Genomic DNA, 21907 nt, shown 5'->3' with positions numbered 1-21907 from the left:
CGGTCACCTCCTTCGGTTCAGCGGGGACAGCGGATTCGCGACAGTGTCCTGGAGGACTTTGGTCAGTCCCTCGTGGGCCAGTTCCAGCGACTCGACGGCGACGGCGTTCTGTTCGGCGTGCAGGTCCGGGCCGCTCCACTTGGCGGCGAGGCCGCCGTGGAACGCCCATGCCGCGCCGGGGATCCCGTCGGGGCCGAGGACGATCACCGCGCCGTCGCGGCGGGCTCCCAGCGAGTCGCCGAGCCCGGCTTGATACCAGGCCCAGAGCCCGGGGTCGCGGACCACTCCGCGTTTCAGGACGATCCGGTTCCAGCTGTGGCGCAGCGGCAGCTGGTGCACCGAGTCATTGCGGCCGCCCTCCGGGTAGCTGGTCACTTCCAGCTGTGCGCCCAAGCCGGTGACCTCCTGGAACGCGCCGGAGGCGACCAGCGGCAGCAGGAGTGCCTGGGCCGAGGGCAGATACGCGTCTCCGGGGTCGAGCGTCACCAGGAAGCGGTACTTGGGCAGTGGGTCGAGTGTCATGCTTCGATCACCTCCAGTCCTCGGTCCTGGCCGAGGACCAGGCGCAGCCGGATGAATTCCATGGGTACGGCGGGGGCGACCTCGATCTCGCAGACCACCTGTGCCGGGTCCTGCTCCGGCGGATTGTTGGTGTCGTCGCAGATCACCCGGAAGGCCTGCTCGGGCCGTGAGCCGGCGAGCGCCCCGGAGCGGAAGGCCGCCAGCAGCACGGAGGTCACCGCCCGTACCAGGGTCAGCCGCAGCTCGGGCGAGTTGACGTCGAAGACCAGGGGGCCGGCCACCCGGCGGATGGCCCGCACCAGCAGGTGCAGCAGCCTGCGGTGGGCGATCCAGCGGGTGCGGGGGTCGGCGGACAGGGTGCGTCCGCCCCACACCACCAGGCCCCGGCCCCTGGTGCACCGCAGGAGGTTGACGCCCGCGTCGAAGAGCCGGATCTGCTGGGCCTCGGGGAACGAGGCCGCCAGGTCGACCGCCTCCAGGATCACCGCGTTGGCCGGGGTGTGGTGCGCGCCGCGCTCGCCGTCGAGGCGGGCGATGACGCCCAGGACGTGTCCGGACGCCGGAACGGTCCGGGTGCGGGTCCCGTCGGGGACCCGCAGCGGCGGGTGGTGGACGGCCACCGTGCTCAGCAGTTCGGTGTCCGACTCCCCGGTGAGGGAGCCGGCCCAGGCGACCGCCGCGTCCACGGCGGTCAGCCGCGGCGGTACGTCCAGGACGACGAGGCGGTCGAGCAGCGGGTGCACGGTCCGCAGCAGTTCCCGCACCAGCTCGCCGTGGTCGGGGCCGGTGAGGTCCGTGCCGAGGTCCGGCAGCGCCACCAGGGCCGGTTCCGGCAGCTCGGCCTGTCCGGCCACGGCGTCGGCGTACTCGCGCCGCCCCGGTGGCGCTTCGTCGCCGCCGGTGAGCGTCAGGTCCCAGGAGAGCGAGATCGGGCCCGGCGGGCCCGGCGGCGGGGCGGGGCCGTCGGGGATCAGCCGGATCAGCCGGGACGCGGTCAGCCGGTCGGCGACCTCGGCCGGCGGGAGCCCGGCGAAGATCTCCGGGGGTTCGCCCGGCACCAGGACCCGCACGGTCACCGTCGGCGGTCCGGCGACGGTGCTGGACCGGTGGCGGATGGCGACGCGCCCGCCGTTCGCCCAGGCTCCCGGGCTGGTGGCGACCGCCTGGTACCGCTGGGCGGCAAAGCCGCTCACCCGGCCGACCGTCCAGGGCGCGCTCGCGGTGCGGGCGGGCCCGGTGACCCGCAGGACCCAGGCGGTGCGCCCGCCGTTCTCGAAGAAGCCGCGCAGCGCGTGGGGCGTGGCGCCGGAGCCGTCCGGCGGCCCGAAGACGCCCACGACGTCGTTCCAGCTCTCCACGCGGACCGGCGTGCCCGCCGGGCCGCGGCGGAGCCGACCGAGGAAGACGGCCACGTCGGTGCGGAGCGGTTCCTCGCCGGAGCCGCTCGGCACGAACGTCAGGGATACGCCGGGGAGCGCTTCGCCTGCCATATCAGACGTCGATCTCCAGTTTCTCGACCGCGAGCACCAGGGTCTCCATGGCGATCTCGTTCTTGGTCGCGCTCAGCGTCGGGCCGGTGTACTTGGTGGGCCAACCCCGGTCGAAGTTCCAGCGCATGGCCTCCTGGCGGTTCTCGTCGAGCAGCACGATCGAGCCGGAGGTCCGCCGGACCTTGCCGTTGAGCGCCTCGACGACCCAGTTCCAGAAGCCGACATGGCCGGTGATGCCGCGCTTGAAGGTGAGGTTGGTGAACTTCTTGAGTCCGGGGATCTTGCGGACGGTGATGTCCTCGCTGCCGTTGCGGTACTCGATCGGCGGGATCTCCAGTTCCAGACCGCTGGCCTCGGTGAAGGACCCGCTCACCGCGACCCCGTCGTCGCTGACGTTGGTCACGATGATCTGGAAGCTGTATGAGGCGTAGGGATCGTCTCTGGTAACGGGCGGCATGGTGGCGTCTCCTCAGCTGCTCAGGCGAGTTGGGTCTCGCGGGTCTTCTGCTGGATCCGGAAGATCACGAACTCGGCCGGGAAGACCGGCGCGACGCCGATGACGCAGATGAGCCGGCCGTTGGCCAGGTCGTCCTCGGTCATCGTGGTGCGGTCGCAGGCGACGAAGAACGCTTCGTCGGCGGTGGTCCCGGCGAGTGCGCCGCTGCGCCACACCGTGGTGAGGAAGTTCGCGACCGTCTGGCGGACGAGGGCCCACAGGGCCTCGTCGTTGGGTTCGAAGACGACCCACTGGGTGCCCTCGTCGATCGACTCCTCCAGATAGAGGAAGAGCCTGCGGACGTTGATGTACTTCCATGAGCTGTCCGAGGACAGGGTGCGCGCGCCCCACACCCGCTGACCGAGCCCGGGGAAGAAGCGCAGCGCGTTGATCCCCTTGGGGTTCAGTACGTCCTGGTGGCGTTTGGTGATGTCCTGGGCGATGCCGTCGACGGCGCGGATGCCCCGGATGACGGTGTTGGCGGGCGCCTTGTGGACGCCGCGCTCCACGTCGACGCGGGCGTAGATGCCGGCCAGATGGCCGGAGGGCGGGATCTCCACGTCCCGGTTGGTCAGCGGATCCCTGGTGACCAGCCACGGGTAGTAGAGCGCCGCGTACTTGGTGTCGAAGCGCTCGCGGAAGGTCTGGATGCCCTCGATGTCCAGGCCGTCCTGCGGGTCGAGGACCGCGAACCGGTCCCTGAGCAGCTCGCAGTGGGTGACCAGGGCCGATTCGACGGTGTCCGACCACACTCCGGGCACGGCGCAGACGGCGACCTCGTCGATGTCCTCCAGTGCGACGACACCGGTGCGCCGCCCGCTGCCGCCGTCGACGCCGACGAAGTCTCCGACATTCAGCCCGCCGTAGGCGTCGTCCCCGTCCGCGAGGGTCAGCCAGGAGCCGATCGCGGGCACCGGGAATTCGGCGGGGTCGGTGGAGAGGCCGGCCAGGGCGGTCGCCCGCACCAGCTTGGAGCGGGCCGCGAGGGCGGTCGTCACATTCGCCGGGGTGTCGCCGCCGAGCCGGAGGTTGTCGAAGGTCTCGGTCACCGAGGCCCCGGACGGATCGGTGAAGCGGGTGCCGACCTGGGCCTCGATCAGCTGGATCCGGTCGGTCTCGAAGAAGGTCCCCTGGACGGGTCCGCCGAAGACGACGACGTCCGCGGCGACGGACTCGACGTTCAGGACGGTCAGACGCGTGCCGTCGTCGAGCTGGACGACCGCGTCCGGGTACAGCCGGCTCGCGCCGCCGATGCGCAGGGAACGGCCCGGCGCGGTGTTGCCCCGGCGCACCCGGCGCACGGTCAGCCCGGTCTGCCAGGCCGGGTGCCGTGCCCCCGCCGGGAGAGTCAGGGTGAGAGTCCCGTCGGCCGGCTCGCCCACCCGGACCTTGAACCGGTCGGGGCCGATCTGGACCCAGACCTCGTCGGGGAGTTCGCCGGGGTCGAGCCCGGCCGCCGTCGCGACCTCGACCGTCTCGCTGTCGGCCGCCGCGTCCTCGGTCAGCCGGGTGGTGAACGGCGCGCCCTCCTGGGGGTCCGGCAGCACCGCGAGCGAGGCCGCGGCCACCGGCAGGATCCGGACCTGGACCGCGCCGCCCCAGGAGCCGGGGCTGATCGCCGAGAAGCTCAGGGTCTGCTCCGCGCTGCGCGCGCCGACCTGCACATAGTCGCCACGGGCCGTTCGGACGGCGGCGGGCAGGGCCGAGTCCAGCTCGATCCGGCGGGCGGCCGCGTCGTAGGCGGCGACGGCGGCGGTGTGGATCGTCCGCTGGTCGTCGCCCCGGAAGACCGTGATCCGCTGTCCGACTCCGGCGAAGCCGATCAGATGGCCGAGTTCCAGGCTCGTCGCGCCTTTCGCGGCATCGGCGGCGATCTGGCTGACCAGGCCGTGGCCCAGGGTGCCCGAGGCCGCGGTCGCCCGGCCGCTGACGACCCGCTTGACGTACAGACGCTGTCCGCCGTTGTCGAAGAATCCCTTGACCGCCAGCGGGAACAGCCACCAGCGGCCGCCCTCGGCCGGGTCATTGGCCCAGGTGTCCCGTACGGACGGGTCGGGTTCCGGCAGGAATCCGCCGAAGGTGTTCTGGAACTCCAGGAAGTTGGTGACGAGCTTGGGCTTGCCGGTGGAGGGGCCGCGCGCGGTGACCCCGACCATGCCGGCGGTGCTCGTGCCCACTCCCGCGATCGGCCGCGGTCCCGCGTCGATTTCCTCGATGTATACGCCGGGGCTCAGATACTCCGCCATGGATGGCTCCTCAGTTCTCGCGGATCTCGATGACGTGTCGGCGGTCGGCTTCCCGGGGCAGCCGGACGACCAGCGCCCCGGACCGGCCGGGCCGCTCGACGGCGCGCAGCCGGAAGGTCTCCGTGCCCGGGTCCGTCTCGCTCTTCTCGCCCTCCCACCGCAGGGCCAGCCGGAAGGCCCCCGCGGTGTCGGACAGGGTCCGCTCCCGCCAGGGAGCGCCGTCCCGGCTGGTCAGGCCCTCGGCCTCGACCAGCGCATTGACGACCGGGGCGCAGGTGGCCGCGTCGAGCACGACGCCGTGGACCGTGCGCGCGCCCGGCGGGTACGGGAAGGAGACGCTCGGCAGCAGCCGGACGAGCCGGGGCACGGTCGCCGCGGCGGGTGGATGGGTGTCGTCGTAGGGGTGCACCAGGAATTCGACGGCGAGGAGGTCTGACGAGAACGGCTCGCCGTCGGCCGGGTACAGCGGCTGGTGCCCGGGGGCGGTGAAGCGGGCGCGGTGGAGCTGTGGCCGGGCCGTCCACGGCTCGGCGCGCCGGCCGAGCCCCGGATAGGCGAGAGCCGCGCTGGGCGTGCGGACGGCCACATCGTCGAGCGGCAGCCAGCCGGTGTCGGTCAGCCGCTCCAGCCGGACTGTGACGCCCGTGGTCCGCACGCGCTCGGCGTACTCGTCGAAGGGCACGAACCAGACCGGGCTGTGGCGTGTGGACCGCTCCAGCGGCAGGAAGGGGCTCATGACGTCGGCGTCCCGTCGAAGACCCGGCTGCGCACCGGCCGGACCGCGGTCTCGACGGCCGAGTCCAGATTGACGACACGGACCTCGTAGTTCAGCGAGAGCCGGTAGGGCTTCTGAATCGCGTACCAGACCCAGGACTTCTGGTCGAGGGCGAGCGGGGTGAGGCTGAGGTGCAGCGCGTCGGTGCTCGCCGCGAGGCTGCCCGAGAGCTGCGCGCCGTCCAGGATCGCGTCGTCGTAGAAGGTCTGGAGGGCTCGGCCGAGCATCCGGTGCTGGGTCGCCTGATCGCCGCCCCAGGGTGTGATCAGATAGCGCAGCAGCAGCGCCATCGGCGGTTTGCGCACGGTCGGCGGTTCGGGCGGCCGTGAGCGCACCGGAGGGCGGTTGCGCGAACTGGGGTCCTCGGCGATGTCGTAGAGGAACACGGTGAGCTTCGGCGGCGGGGTCTGCACCGTCTCGGAGAGGTCGTTCAGTTCCGCGATCGGCGGTTCCACCTGACTCAGCCCGCGCAGGGCCTGGGTCAATGTCTCCACGATGACCATCGAGACATCGCCGATGACGCCGAAGTCACCCATCCGCATCCTCCCCCGGCCGCGCTCCCGATGACGTGCTCCGCCAGCATGCGGAGCCCCTCGTGGCCGGGCCGCGACACACACGTCACATGCGCGTCACCGGTCCGTTCCCGCACCGGCCGATGATGCGGCGGACACGCTCGGAAAACGTCTCAGTGATTCCGGGGAGGCGTGAAAAATCCGCCTCGACCAGGGTGATTGACGCCTCGGCGACGTTTTGGTGACGCCATTTCGTCATCTCTCACCCCCAGGCCCTCGTCACAGGATCATGATTGGTTCGTAATATGGCTCCAGCATTCGGGGAGTAATACGAAGGATCATTGGAACCGAACCATCCGGGGGAATCGGTGAAGGAACCAACTCACGTCACCACATTGAGGCTCCTCAAGGGATTCGCCCTGTCGGTCGATCAGACACGCGTTCCCCTTTGTTCAAGCGTTCAACGGCTCATCGCGTTTCTCGCACTCCAGGGCATGCCGCGCTCCCGCACCTATGTGGCCGGAACTCTGTGGCCCGACGTCACCATGTCACGCGCCCACGCGAACCTCAGATCATCCCTGTGGCGCGCAACACAGACCGACCACCACATCATCGACACTTCTACACAGGAACTGGCGATTTCCGAGCACATCATGGTGGATGTGCACGAGGCCGTGGCGAACGCGCACCGGCTGCTCGACCTCACCTGTTCCTGCGACGACATTCTCACCACACAGACACGCATCGACCTCTCGGCCGACCTGCTGCCGGAATGGTCGGAGAATGAATGGGTCATCACCGAACAGGAGCAGTACCGCCAACTCCGGCTGTACGCACTGGAGGCGATGACCGAACGGCTCACCACCGCCCGCCGCCACGGCGAGGCGGTCGCCGCCGGACTCGCCGCCGTCCGCGCGGAACCCCTGCGGGAAAGCGCCCATCACGTCCTCATGAAAGCGCATCTCGCCGCGGGCAACAGAGGCGCGGCACTCCAGCAGTACGAGCAGTGCCGCAGTGTCCTCCGCGACGAACTGGGACTGGAACCCTCACCGACACTGAGAAGCCTGCTCCCTTCCTCCATCGCGCGCGACGGACGACCGCCCGCGCTGGCGAAAGGCTGAGACCGGAGCACGGCGGCCCGGCCCCCGAAACCCCGGAGGCCGGGCCGCACCACACACATTCCGAAACCCGATGAACGCCTCGATGTGGCGCAGCTCACCGGAACCCACACCGCGGACAGGGCAGTGCAGAACGTGGAATCACTGATGAGGAATCGTTTCCGGCGCGGGGACCCGGTCGCCCTGGGAGAGCTGTACGACGAGCACGCCCAGGTGCTGTACCGCTATGCCCTGCGGGTGACGGGCGACTGGGCGGAGGCGGAGGACATCGTCTCGGCGACCTTCCTGGAGGCATGGCGGGGCCGGGAGAAGCTCCACCCCGACGGAGGCACCCCGCGCCCGTGGCTGCTGGGGATCGCCACCAACATCATCCGCCGCAACGCTCGTTCGCGCCGCCGCCGCGATATCGCGCTCGCCCGCGTCCCGGAACGCGGCTCGGTCCCGGACTTCGCCGACGATCTCGTCACCCATCTCGCGGACGCCGAACAGCTGCGCGCCGCGCACACCGCCCTCGCCCGGCTGCGCCGCCGCGACCGGGAGGTCTTCACCCTCGTGGTGTGGGCGGGCCTGGACTACGCGGCCGCGGCGGAGGTGCTCGGCGTGCCGATCGGCACCGTCCGGTCACGGCTGTCCCGGGCCCGGGCCCGGCTGCGCGAACTCGCCGACGCCGAGACCCGCGCCACCCGGCCGGCACGCCCCCGCCGTCCCGCGTCCGCCGCGTCCGCCGTGTCCGTCGCGTCGGCCGAACCTGTGCCGAATCGTTTCGCCGCCCGCCCCTCGCCCCAGGAGAACCGCCGATGAACCGCGACCCCCGACCCCGTACGAACGACCCCGCCGACGAGGCCGAAAGCCTCGACCTGGCCGGTCTGCTGCCCCCGCCGCCGGTCCCCGCGCTGGGGCCCGACCGGGAACCGCTGCTGCGGGAGGCCCTGCTGCGCGAGGCGGCGCTCATCGACCGGCCCGCCGACCGCGCCGCGCGGACCCCGCGCCCGCGCCGACGGCCGGTCCTGTGGCTCGTGGCCCCGGCGGTCGCCTGCTCCCTGGCGCTCGGCGTCATGGTGACCGTGGACCTCCCGGACGCGACCGGCCGCGGCGACCGGGCCGCCCCGGGCGACACCGCCCCCGGCTCGCCGGAGGCGGCCCGGCTCCTCGACCGCGCCGCTCTCGCCGCCGCCGCCGGGAACCGGCCGGCGGTCCGCGCCGACCAGTTCGTGTACGTCGAGAGCAAGGTGGCGCATGCCTCACGGAGCGCCGGGGGCGGGCCCGTGACCGTGCCCCCCGCGCACAGCCGGCAGGTGTGGCTCTCCGCCGACGGCAGCCGGCCCGGTCTGCTGCGGGTGCCGGGCGAGCCCGACACACCGCTCGGAGCCGACGGCCCGGTCCACACCCTGGAGTCCCGGGGGGCGACGCCCCGGCCCGGCGCCCTGGGCGAGGCGGCCCCCTCGATCGGCGACCCGACCCATCAGTACGTCGCCTCGCTGCCCACCGACCCCGACGCCCTGCTGAGGCTGATCCGCGATCAGACCCGGGGCCAGGGCCAGAACCCGGACCAGCGGGCGTTCACCGCGATCGGCGAACTGCTGACCGAGACCTGGGCCCCGCCGCAGGTCAGCGCAGCGCTCTACCGCGCCGCCGCGAAGATCCCCGGTGTCACGGTGACAGGCTCCGCCGTCGACGCCGCGGGGCGCGAAGGCGTCGCCGTCGCCCGTACCGCGCACGGGGAGCAGACACAGTGGGTGTTCGACCGGACCACCCACGCCTTCCTCGGCGAGCGCACCGTCCTGACCAGGGACGGCGACGCGGGCCCGGCCGGAACCGTCGTCGGTACGTCCGCGATACTCACCAGGGCCGCGGTCGACCGCGCCGGACTGCTCCCCGGGGACTGAGACCGCTCGAACGCGTCGGCGGTACGGGAGCGCTCAGCCGGATTCCGTGCGCGCCCGCTGCCGCCATCGCGGCCGGCGCGCGTTGGTGACCGCCCGAAGCACCCACTCCACCGGACCGTACGCGTGGGTGCTGAGCCACCAGCGGCTGATCACCAGCTGTACGGCGAAGAGGGTGAGCGCGATGGCGGTCACCAGAACCGGCGCCACCCGGCCGACCAGGGCGAAGCCGTAGCCGGTGAAGAGCAGCGCCATCACCAGGGACTGGGTGAGGTAGTTGGTGAGGGCCATCCGGCCGGCCGGGGCGAGCGCCCTGCCCAGCCGGTCGTGGCGTCCGCCGGAGAGCATCCGGAGCACGGTGGCGGCGTAGGCGGCCGACAGCAGGGGCGCGGTCAGCATGTTCACCGCCATGGCGAGTCCCGTGGTCTCCATCCCGGTGTCGCTCTTCGCGAGGTGGGCGTAGACGACGGAGCCCGCGAGCCCGACCGGGAAGCCCACCCGCTGGATCCGCCGCAGCAGATCACGGTGGCGCAGCGGGTCGGCGAGGACCTTCCGTTTGCCCGCCGCGAGCCCCAGCAGGAAGGCGGCGAACGCCGGAGTCCCCTGAACCACCACGGTCATCAGCGCGCCACCGGGCTGTTCCGAGACGAACTGGCCGACCACCGAGCCGAATCCGCCGCGCAGGGCCTCCTGAGCCGCCAGGGCGTCGGCCCGCGACGGATCGCCGCCCATGTCGAGATGACCGGCCCAGGTCAGCCATCCCAGCACCAGGAAGGCGACCGCGCAGAAGACGAAGACGGAGATCGAGGCGCGTACGGCGGTGCGGGGCCGGATGCCGCGCACCGTCAGCAGGACCACTCCCAGAATGGAGTAGGTGATGAGGATGTCGCCCGGGTACAGCAGGGTCGCGTGGAGCACACCGATCACCAGCAGGGCGGCGCAGCGCCTCAGGAACCGGGGGACGGGGCGGGCGCCGGCCCGTTCGGCGGAGCGTATCTGGAGGGTGAAGCTGTAGCCGAACAGGAAGGAGAAGAGGAGGTAGAACTTGGATTCCAGCAGCACTGTGCTCAGATAGCGCCATGCCTGGTGGAGCGGTCCGTCGAAGGAGGCGTCCACCAGTCCTCCGCCGTGGTGGGTGGTGGCCATGACGCTGAAGTTGACCAGCAGGATGCCGAGGAGCGCGAACCCCCGCAGCGCGTCGACATCCGCGATCCGCCTGACCTGCCCCTGCCCGGCTTCTAAACGCTCTCCTGTCCTCTCCGTGGAGGAACGCCCGTCCGTCGTGCTACTCATACCCAAGATCCCTGCTGTCGGATTCGCCGGGACGCCTTCCCTGTGGCGTCCCGCAGGGGAGGACGCACGGGAGGACAGCGGACCTGACAGCGAGATTCCGGTTGCGGGCGGGAATCGGCCGGGCCGGACATCCGGCAACCGGGCCGGTGGGGGCATGAGTTCGGCTGTCGTACGGGGGAACCTTCCGGCTCCCCCGTTCGTCATGAGGTCGAGGACGGATTCTCGACGGGGCGCGTGACTCATTCACGGAGGCGAGTTGTCATGGAGACGAACCGACCGGAGCCGGTCAAGCTGGAGACCACTTTCGTCGACGGCCAGCGGGTGACGCTGTCGTTGCCGCCGACGGACGCGCCGTGGGCCGCCGACGGCGTCCAGGCGCTGCGGGTCGTCCCGGCCACGCACACGGGCCGGGGCGAGGAGCCGCCCGCCCTCCCCGAGGAGCCCGCCCTGCCGCTCACGGTGGCGATACTCGGCCTCGGGTCCTGAGCGGGGCGGATCGCCCCGGCCGGGCGGCCCGCTTCAGCTGAGTTCCGCCGCCCTGGTCGTGGCGCAGTCCTTCATCGCGTCCCAGATTCCCTGGCCCAGGCTCTCGAAGAGCTTCTCCGGGTTATTCTCAAGGTAGCTGACGATGTCGTCCCACTTCCCGACGGAGAAGGTCAGGTCCAGGCCGAACCGCACCAGGTGCGCACCCGCGAGGTAGGCGTCGCAGTCGCCGGTCAGCCGCAGATTCGCGCCGTCGCCGTCGACCTTGAGATCGAAGCCGCCGCTCGCCTTGATGCCGACCAGGGTGCCGCCGGGGACGGGGATGCCTCCGAGGAGGGCCCCTCGGGGGAGGTCGACGCCGAAGTCCAGTGCCACGTTCGCCGTGGCGCGCAGGCCGGTGCCGGTGTGGAGGGTGCAGCTGATCTCCGATTCCAGGATGCTCAGGAGGTGGGTCTCCAGGGTGAATGTGAAGCCTTCCGAGCCGAGTTCGGCCTCGACGGCGGCGGAGATCCCCAGGAGCGCGACCTTGCCGGAGAGTTGGAGGATCTTCTCCGGAAGGTGATGGTCCTTGATGCCCCGGGTGTCGAGAAGATAGCGGGGGCCCTTGGTGCCGTCCTTGTCCGAGATGCTGAACCAGTCCCCGATGGCGAGGGGTTCGGCGATCGCGCTGTCGGCGTAGACGCCGTCGTTGCCGACGCCGATCTCGAAACGCCAGTTGTTGCCGAAGAAGTCGATGTTCCCCTTGCCGTAGTAGCCCTGCGGCCAGTGCTCGTCCAGCGGGCTCGTCCAGCCGCCGGGCACGGTCACGGCGCAGAACATCAGCTCGTGCAGCACGATCGACTTGAGGAAGGAGAGTGCGTCGGGCGGGGAGACGACGATCGCCAGGATGTCCCAGAGGGAGACGCCCTTGTCCTTGTCGGCGGTGGTGAGGGAGAAGCGGAACACGGTGACGAAGGGCTCCGGTTCAAAGCCTCCGACGACATCCAGCTCAAGGCCGGCCGTGCCGACCTCGATGGACCCTCCGATGCCCAGGGTGAGCCCGCTCGTCCCGCCGCCGATCTGGGCCCAGAACGCCTCGATGTCGAAGCCCTCGATACCGAAGGCGTTCTTCCACGCGGGCCCGGACGGCGGGGCGGTGGCCTCGGCCGGACGGCGGGTCGCGTCGTGCGCGATCTGTCCGTCGGCACCGGTCACGGGGGTGGCCGAGAGGGCTTTGAGCCCGGGTTCCTCCAGGGTGAAGGCGTACTGGCTGGGGTCGAGCCGTCCGGCGAACGCCCCGGGGGCGGAGCCGGCGGGCTTCAGGGTGAGGTAGAGGGAGAAGCCCTCCTTGGAGACCGTTCCCCCGGCCACGAACTGGAGCAGGGTCTCGGGGGCGGAGCCCATCGCGGGGACGGTGAAGTTCCACGAGGTGCTGAGGCCGATCCTGAGCCGGGCGGGCTCGATCTCCACTTCCAGTCCGCCGAAGCCGGGCCGCAGCCTCTGTTCGGCCACGGATGCCCTGAACACCGAGTTCCCGACCGGTGAGGCGAGGACCGCTTCCAGGTGGACGCCGGTGGCGACGCCGTCGAACAGGGCCTTGAGCGGCTCCAGCGGTCCGGTGAAGCCGATCTCGGTGAAGAAGGTGAGGCCCTTGTCCAGGGTGGCGGGGAGCGTGTCCGGGGCCGGGGCCGGGCCCGATGCGAGGTTGACGCCGTCGGCGGAGCAGACCGCCAGGCCGGACTTGGCGAAGGTGATGTCGCCGAGGATGCCCAGGACCTCGGACCAGCCCTGGACCTGGTTGGGCGCCCAGCTCCAGCCGTCCTGCCAGAAGGCGGCGGCGAAGAGGGTGCCGGAGCCGCCCTTCGCCGCCTTCCCGGCCAGCGTCAGCGCCTTCGCCCCGGCGAAGTCGACCGTGCCGCCGACCGTCAGTTCGTACCCCCCGCCCTCGTCGGTCTCACCCGCCCGGGCCCCGCCGAGGCGCAGTCTCACCGTCGAGTCGCTCAGACCGACCCTGGGCAGACCGTCGGGCAGCGGCACATCGGCGCGGCAGGCGAGCGCTTCGAGGAGGGCGGTCAGATCGGTGTCGGGGAAGGTGCCGCCGAGTTCGAAGGTGCCGGGGAGATGCCAGGCGGCGTCGAAGACGATCCCGTCGCCGTCGGCCGGGCCGAGCCGCGCCCGCGCGGCGAGGGAGCCGGTGGTCCTCGCGGTGGCGGCGCCGCCGGTCGCGGGCTGCTGCGATGCCGCCGCCTTCTCCTCCTCGCGCCCCAGCTCCAGGGTGGCCTCTTCGAGTCTCAGCAGGGCCGCTCCGACGCCGATGTGCCACTCGGCCGTCACGGTGGCCGAGATCCCGTACTCGCCCCGCGTGGGCACGGCCGTGCCGTGGAACTTCTTCAGCGTCAGATCCGGCACACCGCTGAGGTCGGCCTTCGGGAGGAAGTGCGTGAGCACGTCCTTGAGCCGCGCCGGTGTCTCCTCGTCGAGGGTCAGCTCGAAGCCGCCGGGCGGGATCGCCGCCGAGGCGTGCAGGGCGAGCGCGCCCGCCACCGTGAAGTCCCCGAATCCGGTGACGGTGGCGGAGCGGCTCGGCCGGAGCGGCCCGGTCACGGTCAGCCGGGCCCCGACGCCGGTCACGGCGAGGTCGTCCCCCGCGATGGGCCAGGAGACCCCGGGTCTCGCCCCGGCCGTGACGGTGATCGTGGTCAGGGCCTCGGCCAGGCCCTGACCTGTCTTCGTGACATCGACGGCGACGCTCAGTTCGGCGATCCGGACGGCCTCGCCGAGGGTGAACCCCTGCGCGGTCAGCTGCCGCACGGCCGCGCCCGTGCCGTACCACCCTTCGAGGACGTCCGTCCCCACCTCACCGTCCGGCGGCGCGTCCACGGCGAGCACGATCTCGTTCCCGGCCACGGGGACCGGCGCGCCGACGGTCACGCCGACGCCCTCCGCCAGCACCAGGTCCGCGACCAGGCGGAGCCCGTACGAGAGCGGCGGGCCGTCGCCGCGCGACCCGGCCCACAGGGAGAAGTCCCCGCCGAACTCCCCCGAGGGCTCCGGTACGGAGCGCAGCGCGATCTCCGTCACGGTCTCGGCTCCGACGGGACGGCGCTGTACGGGCCCGGTGAGCGAGAGGGCCGCCCCCTGGCCGCGGACCAGCGGGGCGAGGGAGCCGAGCGGTGCCGGGTCCCGGACCTCGGGCGCGTGGAAGGTGAGGCCCCGGTCGAGTACGGGCCGGCCGTCGCGGGCGGGCCGGGGCACGGAGGTGAGCAGAAGCTCGGGCCGGCGGTCGCCGAAGGCGAGGCCGTCCAGGTCGCTGCCGCCGGTGTCGGGGAAGGAGACGGCGAAGGTCCAGCCCTCCGGTGTCCCGAGGGGGATGAAGAGGGTCGGGTCCTGATTGACGGGGTCGAGGCCGAACTCGACGCCGGTGACCCGCGCGCCGGTGATGCCCAGGGCGCCGAGTTCGCCGTCGACGACGACCGTGTTCGTGTCGGGGTGGTCCTCGCGGTGGAGTGCGCCGATCGTGAGGGCCCCGCCGTCGAGCCAGCCGCCGACCAGCGCGGCGGCCGGCCCGCTGCCGAGGTCGGCCGCCGCGAGGGTGAGGGTGTCGCCGGTGGTGTGCCGGTCGAGCAGTGCCTGGAGTTCGGTGAACCGCATGCGGGATGGCCTTCCGGGCGTGGGCGTGCGGACGTGCGGGGCGTACAGACCTGTGGGCGTACGGGCCTGTGGGGCGTGCGGGCCTGTGGGCGTACGGACCGGTCTCGGTCAGCCGGACAGCTTCTTGGCGATCACCTTGCGGGCGTTGTCCGTGAGGGCCTTGGCGATGTCGTCCTTGCGCCGTTCCGCGCCGTCCTGGACGCCCTTGATGAAGCCGTCCTTGATGTCGGAGGTGTTGAGGATGGTGTGGACCGCCTCGTCGGGCAGGCCTTCGACATGGACGCCGATGTCCAGCTTGTCCGGGTCGATGTCGACGGTGAGCGAGCGCAGGCCGATGGTGAGGGAGTCCGCGTCGGGTCCCGAGAAGGACAGACCGAGGGCTGCGGAGGGCTGTCGCACGGTGGTGGTCATCGTGCCGTCGAGGTGATCGCCGGACTTGACGAACGTCGCCACGACCGAGGCCGCGACGGTGATCGGCGTCTGGGAGATCCGGCCGAATCGCAGGGTCGCGTCGACGCCTTCGGCGACGAGGGCGGCGTCCTCGGCGGGGACGAGCACATCGGAGATGCCTCTGATCGTGACCTCGTTCAGGGTGAAGTCGACGGGGACGCCCATGACCTGGTGCTCGCCGAGGTCGATCGTGTCGATCGACAGGGGGTCGAGCGCCGGGTCGCTGGACGAGCGGACCACGGTCGGCGGATAGAAGCCGGAGTCCGGGTCGTTGAGCGAGGCCCGCACCCGGTCGAAGAGGTAGACCTCCACGGGTCCGTCGCCCGCCGGGGGCCGGCCGCTGTCCGCGGGGAGCGGGCCGGTGCCCAGCACATCGCCGAGCGCCTTCGTCAGCTGATCGGTGACGGAGCCGGAGAACTGGGTGCGGAAGTCCTCGGCGTTCAGGGCGTCGGCGAGTTTGGCGGTGAGGGCCTCGGCGGCGTCGGGGCTGTCGAAGGCGAGGACGGCCGCCCCTTTCCAGGCCTTGCGATTCAGGTCGGTGATCGTGTCGCCGTCGATCGTGAGTTTGTCCTCGTCGAGGGCGAAGACCGGCGCGGCGGCCACGGAGACGGACTCGACCGTCACCTTCTCCGTACGCCCGGACCCGGACCCGGCCGTCTCGACGGTCAGCCGGACATCGAGGACCAGCCCCTTGACGGTGAACAGGAACGCCCCGCTCCCCTCGATCGTCTGGGACGGCCACCCCACCCCGTACGCCTTCAGACCGTCGGCGGGGACCGCGGTCGGCGGTCTCAGCGTCCCGGCGAGCACCTCCGGAGCGTCGGGGGCGCTCTCCGGGTCGTCGATCACCACGACGTGCTGGACGAGCCGGTAGGAGCCGTCGACTGTGATCTGCGGCTGGTAGCCGTGGCTGTCGTAGGCGGCGGTCGTGATCCGTACGGTCCCCCGGTAGCCGTTCTCGGTCGTGGTGACGTCGGTCAGTTCGCCCACCGAGGCGTTCGGCAGACCGGTGACCGAGACGCCGGAAAGCGTCAGCCCGGGGTACTGGTCGTCGCGGTCGCGCTGGCTGTCGAAGTCGTCCAGGCTCTCCGGCAATCCGCCCACCCCGTCCTTCTTCGCCCGGTCGAAGGCCTTGCCCACGAAGTTCCACCAGGCGACGGCGATGGAGTCGGCGACCGTCGTCCCCGTGTCGCCCGCAAGCTCGCCGAGTTCCCACGAGTCCGCCTTCAGCGGCGACAGGGTGCGCCCGTCGGGGGTGCGGATTCCCTCCAGGATCTTCGGCAGCCAGTACGGGCTGTCCGGGTCGTCGGCCCGCTTGCGCATGGTGGCGTAGACGAAGTCGATCAGGGCCTCGGCCATGACGATGCTCCTTCTCGGGTTCTCGGGTTCTCTGAATTCCTGGCTTACGGGGAGTGCGGGGAGTGCGTTCAGGGTTCGCGGTCGACGATGTACAGCGCCAGATCCTCCAGCGCGTACCGGTAGTCGCTCGCCGGGAAGGGGCGCAGCAGCTCGATGGCCTCCAGCGCCTGGGCGCGCGCGTCGGCGTAGGCGCGGGAGAAGCCGGTGGTTCCCCGGACCTGGGCGACGCACCGTTCCAGCTCTCCGGCGTCCAGTGGTTCCCCGCGCATCACCCGGCTCACCCGGTGGTCGGGGCCCAGTTCCTCCATCGCGTACACCAGGGGCAGCGTCGCGCGGCGGCGCAGCAGGTCCATGCCGCGCGGTTTGCCGGATTCGGCCTGGTCCTGGGCCAGGTCGAAGAGGTCGTCCATGACCTGGAGCGCCCGGCCGAGGCGGCGGCCGACGAAGCCCGCGCGGCGGGCGTCGGCGTCGCGTCCGCCGGCGAGGGTGACACCGGCCTCGGCGGCCAGGCCGAAGAGGACGGCGGTCTTGCGGTCGGCGGTCCGCCAGTAGTGCTCGATCAGCCGGGCGGGTTCCTGGTTCATGTCGGTGCGCAGTTCGTCCAGTTCGCCGCAGCCGATCTGGAAGGCGGTGTCGAGGACCAGTTCGATCAGCGCCATGTCGCGGTCCCGGTCGACGGTCCGTACGAAGCCCCTGATGGCCTGGACGAACTGGAGGTCGCCGACGAGCACGGCGGCTTCCGTGCCGCGTGCGGCGTTGACCGACGGCAGTCCCCGGCGCAGTGCCGAGCCGTCGATGATGTCGTCGTGGATCAGGGTCGCCACATGGAGCATCTCCAGGGAGACCGCTCCTTGCAGCACCTTTCGGGGCAGTGGCGCGGGGCCGAGGACCATACGGGCGGCGAGCAGCAGGACCGCCGGGCGGAGCCGTTTCCCCTGCCGGTAGAGGGCTTGTTCGGTGTCGCTCAGATACTCCCGCTGGGGGGCGAGCGCCTCGGCGAGGATGGCGTCGAAGTGCGGCCGGTCGTCGGCGAGCAGCCGGGCCCAGAGGGCGGTGGTGAGATCTTCGGCGGGGGTGCCCGGGTCGAGGGTGAGCACGGTCAGGACCGCCCGTCCCCGGGCGGGCCGAAGCCGGCGATGCCGGTGAGCGCGGCGTGCCGCAGGGTCTCGGCGACCGCGTCGCGGAGCAGCTCCTGGACGAATCGCATGGTCCGCAGCCGCTCCCTGGCCAGCTCGCCGACGGGGCCCCGCCAGTCGGCGTCGTCGATGTGGAGGGCGAGGGGCGGCAGGGTGACGGTGGCGGCGGCCTGGGCGGGGTCGACGGTGATCAGCACTCCGTCCAGGCGGGCGTGGCAGTCGCCCCGGTGGAGGGTGTGGGTCGCGGCCGGCTGTTCCTGTGCCCTGGCCTCGTAGGCCTCCTTGCCGAATCGCCGGTAGCGTTCCCGGTGCTCCTCCGAGAGGGGGAACCACTCGTCGGGTTCGTCCTCCGGGGCGGCGCTGTAGGTGCCGTGGACCAGTCCGACGTAGCGGTCCAGCTCCCCGGGTGTCGTCGCGCGCACCTCGCCGGGGTGCTGTTCGATGGAGGTGTAGATCTGCTCATGGGTCAGGGGGGTGGTCTGTTCGCCGGAGTTCCCGGTGTCGTTGACCGCCGTGGCGAACTTCTGTGCCGCGTCCAGGGCGTCGCCGTAGGTGCTCTGGTCCTCGGGGGCCGTCGCGAAGCCCATCTCGAAGGAGAGGGCGCTGGTAACATTGACGTACTGGATGAAGGCGTGCGAGTTGTACGTGGTCCCCTGGTCCGGGTCGGTCCAGTCGTTGACCGCGTTCGCGCCGTCGCCCGTCGCTCCCAGGTCCGTGTTGGTGTAGGTGTGTTCGGACATGCGCCGGGTGACGCCGTTTCTGCGCCAGTTCTTCCGCAGTGTGCTGGAGCTGTCGAAGATGCCGTAGAAGGTCTCGTTGTTCTGCCCGTAGGTGATGAGCAGCTGCTGTCCCTTCTCGGTCCGCATCAGCTTGTCGCGGTGGGTGTCGGCGCGGTCGCGCCACTTGCGCAGGGTCTCCTCGTCCGGCGGGTCGGGGGTGACGGCGGCGGCGCGGCTCGCGGCGGGGAGGGTGGGCCGTCTCGCCTCCTCGGAGAGCGGGCGCAGATCGCCGGCGGTGTCGAGGTCGCGGATCTCGTCGGGGCGGGTGTCGAGCGCGTACCGGCCGGTGAGGACGAGCGCCGGGAGGCGGTACGTGTGTTCCTGCCCGGCGACGGCCTCCGGCCGTCCTTCGGCGCTGACCTGGAGCGCGCCGAAGCGGATGCTGAGGGAGCCGGTGGGGTGTCCGACGGTGTCGGGCAGCTCGACGGTCCGGGCGAGGGGGTAGCCGGGGGTGTCCGCGAGGTGGAGTGGCCGGGCTTCGGGGTTCGGGGTGCTCACGTACGTCTCCTGCGGTGTGTCGGACCGGTGGACGGGGGGCGGTCAGGAGACGTCGGCGGTCCCGCTGATCATGAGCATGTCGCCGTGGGCGGCCAGCTCGGGCGAGGCCAGCCGTAGCTTGACGGTCGCGCCGCCGATCGGGATGTCACAGCCGATCGGCGTTCCGAGCGGGATGTCGGGGGTGAGCCCCTCGGTCTTCTCCTTGACGATGCCGGGGGCCGCGAGGGCGAGGTCGTTGACGAGGCCGGAGAGGGCGTCGGCGAGGACCGTCTTGGGAGTGAAGGTGACATGTTCCAGATCGAGGCCGGTGACCTTCACGGTGAGGGCGGTGTCGGTGATTCCGGTGGCCTGGACCGTGACGACGGGCGGGTCCGGCGCGTAGGAGACGTCGAATTCGATGGGCGCTGCCATGGCAGTGTCTCTCCTGACTGGTCGGTCGGTGCGCCGAGGTGCCCTGACGGGTCGTCCCGACGGGTCATCGCGTCATGACTCGTGGCCCGCCTTGGACAGGGCGCAGCCTCCGCTGCCGTCCGGGGAGAGGGGTACGAGGTCGAGTTCGGCGTGCCAGTCGATGTCGACTCCGGCCGAGGCGGTCGTCGGGTCGGCTCCGACCGTCAGGTTCACGGCCTGCCGGAAGGTGGCGTCCCACCGGGCCGAGGCGAGGTACTGGATGGTTTTGTCGCCCTTGGCGAGCTGGGTGTTCTCGTAGTGCTTGACGGAGGCCGTCAGGAGCGTGGTCAGCAGCCCCTTGCTGATGAGTGTGAACACCTGCTTGTCCGTGGGCCAGTCCACGGGTTCGGGGCGCGCCGCCGGCGACTGCCCCGCCGTCGTGGTCACCGTCGAGGCGAGGACCAGATGGGTGGGGATGACGTCCACGCGGACGACGTTCAGAGCGACCGTCTGGCCGAAGAGGTTCTGGGCCGGGATCTTCAGCCCCTTGAGCAGGGTGGTGCCCTGGGTGAGGAGTGTGGGGACGACGACGTTCTTGACGATGATGCTGGTCGGGCCGTCGGGAAGGTTCTCCAGCCAGACTCCCAGGGGGACGGCGGTGATGCCTCCGCCGCCGTCGAGCGTCAGTCGCAGGGCCACCGTGACCTTGCCGGTGACCCGGGGGAGGGCGGTGTCCGCCACCTTGCAGTCCGCCTGGAGCCGCTGGGCGACGAATTGGAGCACCCCGGAGTCCGGGAGGGCCGTGACGCCGTCCGCCTTGATCATCTCGTTCCAGAGGTCCTCGTCCGGCGGGGTGAGGACGAGGGCGGGGGCGTCCAGGAAGTCCCAGGCGAAGGTGTAGGCGGTGCCCTCGATGGGGTCCGGGGTGACGCTCCCCCGGAACGCGTCGCGATGCAGTTCGTAAGCCTTCTGAAGGCCGGAGTCGAGGGCGTCGCCGCCGACTCCGACCGCGAGGTCGAAATTTGAGTCGCTCACGCCGCCCATCCAAAAGCACCCCGGATGACCGCACCACAGCTTGCTCCGCCCTGTCGCAAAGCGGTGCTCGGACGGCTCCGAACGCGTCAGTTTCGGCAGCGGAACCTGGGGCGCGACAGCGGGCACGCGACAGCGGCGAATCGGGCACGAGCAGCGGCGACGGGTTCCCGGCCCGGTGAGCGCCCCGACAGTTTCCCGCCATGGATCCCGGCCAATTCACCCAGCCTCAAGAAGCTATTATCGGACATTACGCTCTTTGAGTAGGTCAACTCCGCATATTTTGGGCAGTGTTGCCGGATCAGCGGCATCGGAGGATCCGGACCTCGCCCGGAATGAGCCCTCCCGGCCGTCCCTTCGCCCGGAGGAATCGGAGGAAGTCGCCCCATGACGTACGACCTCGCAGTCGGAGCCGACGCCGACATCGTGAACAAGGTGGCCGAGGAGGTCTACGGCCAGCTGTATCCGAGGTACTTCACCGGCTCCGAGCCGTACGACGCCGGAGGCACTCCCACCACGGTGACATGGGACGTCAGGACCGCCCCCGTCTTCGATCTCACTCCGCCCGCCCACACCGAGGAGGAGCTGCGCGCGCGCTTCACGGAGGGCGGGAACCGGCGGTTCACCGAGGAAGAGCTGTCGGAGTACACCGCCGCCCTGCGGACCTCGCTGGACGGGAGCACCTTCCAGGTGGTCCTGCACCAGGTCCATGTCACCGTCGACACGGGCGGCGGCGAGGACCTCGTACAGGGGGACGTGACCGTGACGGTGGACGTCCAGGCGAGCACCTCCCCCTCCGGGCTGCTCACCCTGAACCCCCTCAAGGCCGTGGCCAGTGACACCAGCGAGGTCCAGAAGGTGATCCTGGACAATGTGGTGCTGCCCGCCGTCCTCGACCAGTCCCGTGAGATCCTCTCGGGCATCAGCCTGCCCAAGCCGGACATCCCGCTGCTCAGCCTCTCGGACCCGGTCCCCGTCATCGGCCCGGGGCAGGTCGTGGCCGCCATGAATCTGGCGGAGCACGGCGTACCGCGGCCGCCCTTCCCGGACGCCTGGCCGACGAGCCCCTTCTTCGCCCTGCTCGGCGCGGACACGGTCCAGCGGATCGCCGAGGCGGCCACGGCCTACCTTGAAGGGATGTCCTTCCCCGCCGGCGACTCGGCGGACTTCGGCGTCGGCACCGGCTACTACAACGCGACGATCGTCCTCCATCAGGTGTGGTGCGAGGTCGTGGACGACGCCGAGATCCCGACCGTGCGCGTCCACGCCTCCGCCACCGGCAGCGGAAGCGCCGGGATCAAATGGTTCTGGGGCAGTTCGACCGACGCGTTCTACGATCTCGCGCTGGAGCCGGACCCCGCCGTCACCCTCACCCTGTCGACGTCCGGCACCACGCTCAAGGCCACCACGGAGAGCGTGAGCCCCTTCGACCTGGAGATCTATCCGCACGACGACCTCGTCAGCGTCATCGCCTCCTGGGTGGCCAACGCCCTCTCGTCCACCCTCGGCGGCCTCGTCGGCGACGCCTTCCGGGGCATCGAATTCCCCCTGGGCGACCTTCCGACGGTCCCCTTCGATCTGGACCCGGTCCATCTCGACGTCACACCGACGGATCTGACGCTCGGCCGCTTCGGCGACGCGCTCTCCCTCCAGGGCGACGTCTCCGTCACCAAGCGGTAGCCGCCCGCCTCCCCCACGACGGCCATCAGAGCATCCGACGCGACGCGGCGACGTGTGCCGCGGCCCCCGCGCGGGAAGGGGGGGGGACCGGCGCCCCCGGCAGGAGGGCGCCCCGCCCCCAAGGGCGGGCGGGGA

Annotated in this window: 18 protein-coding genes; 5 read left to right on the top strand and 13 right to left on the bottom strand. The window is 71.3% G+C overall.

Annotated features, from left to right (window positions below; all coding sequences use genetic code 11):
• Positions 1-3: 3 nt before the first annotated feature.
• From IE247_RS18640 to IE247_RS18615, 6 genes are read right to left on the bottom strand one after another with little or no spacing between them, the layout of a single operon-like run.
• The gene (locus IE247_RS18640) at positions 4-522 is read right to left on the bottom strand and encodes a phage tail protein (protein WP_190124289.1); all 519 of its coding nucleotides are present in this window, start codon (positions 520-522) and stop codon (positions 4-6) included.
• The gene (locus IE247_RS18635) at positions 519-2012 is read right to left on the bottom strand and encodes a phage tail sheath family protein (protein WP_190124288.1); all 1494 of its coding nucleotides are present in this window, start codon (positions 2010-2012) and stop codon (positions 519-521) included. The genes IE247_RS18640 and IE247_RS18635 overlap by 4 nt, the downstream gene beginning before the upstream one ends.
• Before the next feature lies 1 nt (position 2013).
• Positions 2014-2469, bottom strand: coding sequence for a phage tail protein (locus IE247_RS18630; protein WP_190124287.1), 456 nt, complete (start codon positions 2467-2469; stop codon positions 2014-2016).
• 20 nt (positions 2470-2489) lie between these two features.
• Positions 2490-4754 carry a phage tail sheath C-terminal domain-containing protein gene (locus tag IE247_RS18625; RefSeq protein ID WP_190124286.1) on the bottom strand — a complete coding sequence of 755 codons (2265 nt, stop codon included), beginning with the start codon at positions 4752-4754 and terminating at the stop codon, positions 2490-2492.
• A gap of 10 nt (positions 4755-4764) precedes the next feature.
• Positions 4765-5490 carry a carboxypeptidase regulatory-like domain-containing protein gene (locus IE247_RS18620; RefSeq protein ID WP_190124285.1) on the bottom strand — a complete coding sequence of 242 codons (726 nt, stop codon included), beginning with the start codon at positions 5488-5490 and terminating at the stop codon, positions 4765-4767.
• On the bottom strand, positions 5487-6065 hold the full coding sequence (locus IE247_RS18615) for a Pvc16 family protein (protein WP_190124284.1): 579 nt from the start codon (positions 6063-6065) through the stop codon (positions 5487-5489). Before IE247_RS18615 ends, IE247_RS18620 begins: the two co-directional genes overlap by 4 nt.
• Before the next feature lie 317 nt (positions 6066-6382).
• Between IE247_RS18615 and IE247_RS18610 the strand changes: the two genes are divergently transcribed.
• The 3 genes from IE247_RS18610 to IE247_RS18600 all read left to right on the top strand — a co-directional run bounded on the left by IE247_RS18610 (position 6383) and on the right by IE247_RS18600 (position 9045).
• Complete coding sequence (locus tag IE247_RS18610; protein WP_229869206.1) at positions 6383-7162, top strand: AfsR/SARP family transcriptional regulator; 780 nt, start codon at positions 6383-6385, stop codon at positions 7160-7162.
• Positions 7163-7306: 144 nt separating this feature from the next.
• The gene (locus tag IE247_RS18605) at positions 7307-7960 is read left to right on the top strand and encodes an RNA polymerase sigma factor (protein WP_190124283.1); all 654 of its coding nucleotides are present in this window, start codon (positions 7307-7309) and stop codon (positions 7958-7960) included.
• Positions 7957-9045 carry a CU044_5270 family protein gene (locus IE247_RS18600; RefSeq protein ID WP_190124282.1) on the top strand — a complete coding sequence of 363 codons (1089 nt, stop codon included), beginning with the start codon at positions 7957-7959 and terminating at the stop codon, positions 9043-9045. The genes IE247_RS18605 and IE247_RS18600 overlap by 4 nt, the downstream gene beginning before the upstream one ends.
• A 33-nt stretch (positions 9046-9078) precedes the next feature.
• Here IE247_RS18600 and IE247_RS18595 read toward each other — a convergent pair whose 3' ends face one another.
• On the bottom strand, positions 9079-10335 hold the full coding sequence (locus IE247_RS18595; RefSeq protein ID WP_190124281.1) for a DUF418 domain-containing protein: 1257 nt from the start codon (positions 10333-10335) through the stop codon (positions 9079-9081).
• Positions 10336-10596: 261 nt separating this feature from the next.
• On the opposite strand from IE247_RS18595, the gene IE247_RS18590 reads away from it, so the two are divergent.
• A complete protein-coding gene (locus IE247_RS18590) occupies positions 10597-10821 on the top strand; it encodes a hypothetical protein (RefSeq protein WP_190124280.1) in 225 nt (74 codons plus the stop codon).
• 33 nt (positions 10822-10854) lie between these two features.
• On the opposite strand, the gene IE247_RS18585 is transcribed toward IE247_RS18590, so the two are convergent.
• The 6 genes from IE247_RS18585 to IE247_RS18560 all read right to left on the bottom strand — a co-directional run bounded on the left by IE247_RS18585 (position 10855) and on the right by IE247_RS18560 (position 20095).
• A complete protein-coding gene (locus tag IE247_RS18585; RefSeq protein ID WP_190124279.1) occupies positions 10855-14448 on the bottom strand; it encodes a hypothetical protein in 3594 nt (1197 codons plus the stop codon).
• 108 nt (positions 14449-14556) lie between these two features.
• Positions 14557-16257, bottom strand: a complete 1701-nt coding sequence (locus IE247_RS18580; RefSeq protein ID WP_190124278.1) for a hypothetical protein — start codon at positions 16255-16257, stop codon at positions 14557-14559.
• Positions 16258-16325: 68 nt separating this feature from the next.
• Positions 16326-17354: a polyprenyl synthetase family protein gene (locus IE247_RS18575; RefSeq protein ID WP_190124277.1), complete on the bottom strand. Its 1029-nt coding sequence runs from the start codon at positions 17352-17354 to the stop codon at positions 16326-16328.
• Positions 17355-17356: 2 nt separating this feature from the next.
• Positions 17357-18670 carry a hypothetical protein gene (locus IE247_RS18570; RefSeq protein WP_190124276.1) on the bottom strand — a complete coding sequence of 438 codons (1314 nt, stop codon included), beginning with the start codon at positions 18668-18670 and terminating at the stop codon, positions 17357-17359.
• 42 nt (positions 18671-18712) lie between these two features.
• Positions 18713-19081 (bottom strand): hypothetical protein, encoded by a 369-nt coding sequence (locus IE247_RS18565; RefSeq protein ID WP_190124275.1) that lies wholly within the window; start codon positions 19079-19081, stop codon positions 18713-18715.
• A gap of 72 nt (positions 19082-19153) precedes the next feature.
• Positions 19154-20095 carry a hypothetical protein gene (locus tag IE247_RS18560; protein ID WP_190124274.1) on the bottom strand — a complete coding sequence of 314 codons (942 nt, stop codon included), beginning with the start codon at positions 20093-20095 and terminating at the stop codon, positions 19154-19156.
• A gap of 384 nt (positions 20096-20479) precedes the next feature.
• Between IE247_RS18560 and IE247_RS18555 the strand changes: the two genes are divergently transcribed.
• Positions 20480-21772: a hypothetical protein gene (locus IE247_RS18555; RefSeq protein ID WP_190124273.1), complete on the top strand. Its 1293-nt coding sequence runs from the start codon at positions 20480-20482 to the stop codon at positions 21770-21772.
• Positions 21773-21907 lie beyond the last annotated feature (135 nt).

This window comes from Streptomyces inusitatus (assembly GCF_014651115.1).
Taxonomy (GTDB): domain Bacteria; phylum Actinomycetota; class Actinomycetes; order Streptomycetales; family Streptomycetaceae; genus Streptomyces; species Streptomyces amakusaensis.
Note: the sequence above shows the minus strand (reverse complement) of the source record. Positions and strands in the feature narration are given on the sequence as shown.

Bases quoted from the DNA above. Each gene is read 5' to 3' on its own strand.
- IE247_RS18640 (WP_190124289.1), bottom strand. From the start codon at position 522: ATGACACTCGACCCACTGCCCAAGTACCGCTTCCTGGTGACGCTCGAC.
- IE247_RS18635 (WP_190124288.1), bottom strand. From the start codon at position 2,012: ATGGCAGGCGAAGCGCTCCCCGGCGTATCCCTGACGTTCGTGCCGAGC.
- IE247_RS18630 (WP_190124287.1), bottom strand. From the start codon at position 2,469: ATGCCGCCCGTTACCAGAGACGATCCCTACGCCTCATACAGCTTCCAG.
- IE247_RS18625 (WP_190124286.1), bottom strand. From the start codon at position 4,754: ATGGCGGAGTATCTGAGCCCCGGCGTATACATCGAGGAAATCGACGCG.
- IE247_RS18620 (WP_190124285.1), bottom strand. From the start codon at position 5,490: ATGAGCCCCTTCCTGCCGCTGGAGCGGTCCACACGCCACAGCCCGGTC.
- IE247_RS18615 (WP_190124284.1), bottom strand. From the start codon at position 6,065: ATGGGTGACTTCGGCGTCATCGGCGATGTCTCGATGGTCATCGTGGAG.
- IE247_RS18605 (WP_190124283.1), top strand. From the start codon at position 7,307: ATGAGGAATCGTTTCCGGCGCGGGGACCCGGTCGCCCTGGGAGAGCTG.
- IE247_RS18600 (WP_190124282.1), top strand. From the start codon at position 7,957: ATGAACCGCGACCCCCGACCCCGTACGAACGACCCCGCCGACGAGGCC.
- IE247_RS18595 (WP_190124281.1), bottom strand. From the start codon at position 10,335: ATGAGTAGCACGACGGACGGGCGTTCCTCCACGGAGAGGACAGGAGAG.
- IE247_RS18590 (WP_190124280.1), top strand. From the start codon at position 10,597: ATGGAGACGAACCGACCGGAGCCGGTCAAGCTGGAGACCACTTTCGTC.
- IE247_RS18585 (WP_190124279.1), bottom strand. From the start codon at position 14,448: ATGCGGTTCACCGAACTCCAGGCACTGCTCGACCGGCACACCACCGGC.
- IE247_RS18580 (WP_190124278.1), bottom strand. From the start codon at position 16,257: ATGGCCGAGGCCCTGATCGACTTCGTCTACGCCACCATGCGCAAGCGG.
- IE247_RS18565 (WP_190124275.1), bottom strand. From the start codon at position 19,081: ATGGCAGCGCCCATCGAATTCGACGTCTCCTACGCGCCGGACCCGCCC.
- IE247_RS18555 (WP_190124273.1), top strand. From the start codon at position 20,480: ATGACGTACGACCTCGCAGTCGGAGCCGACGCCGACATCGTGAACAAG.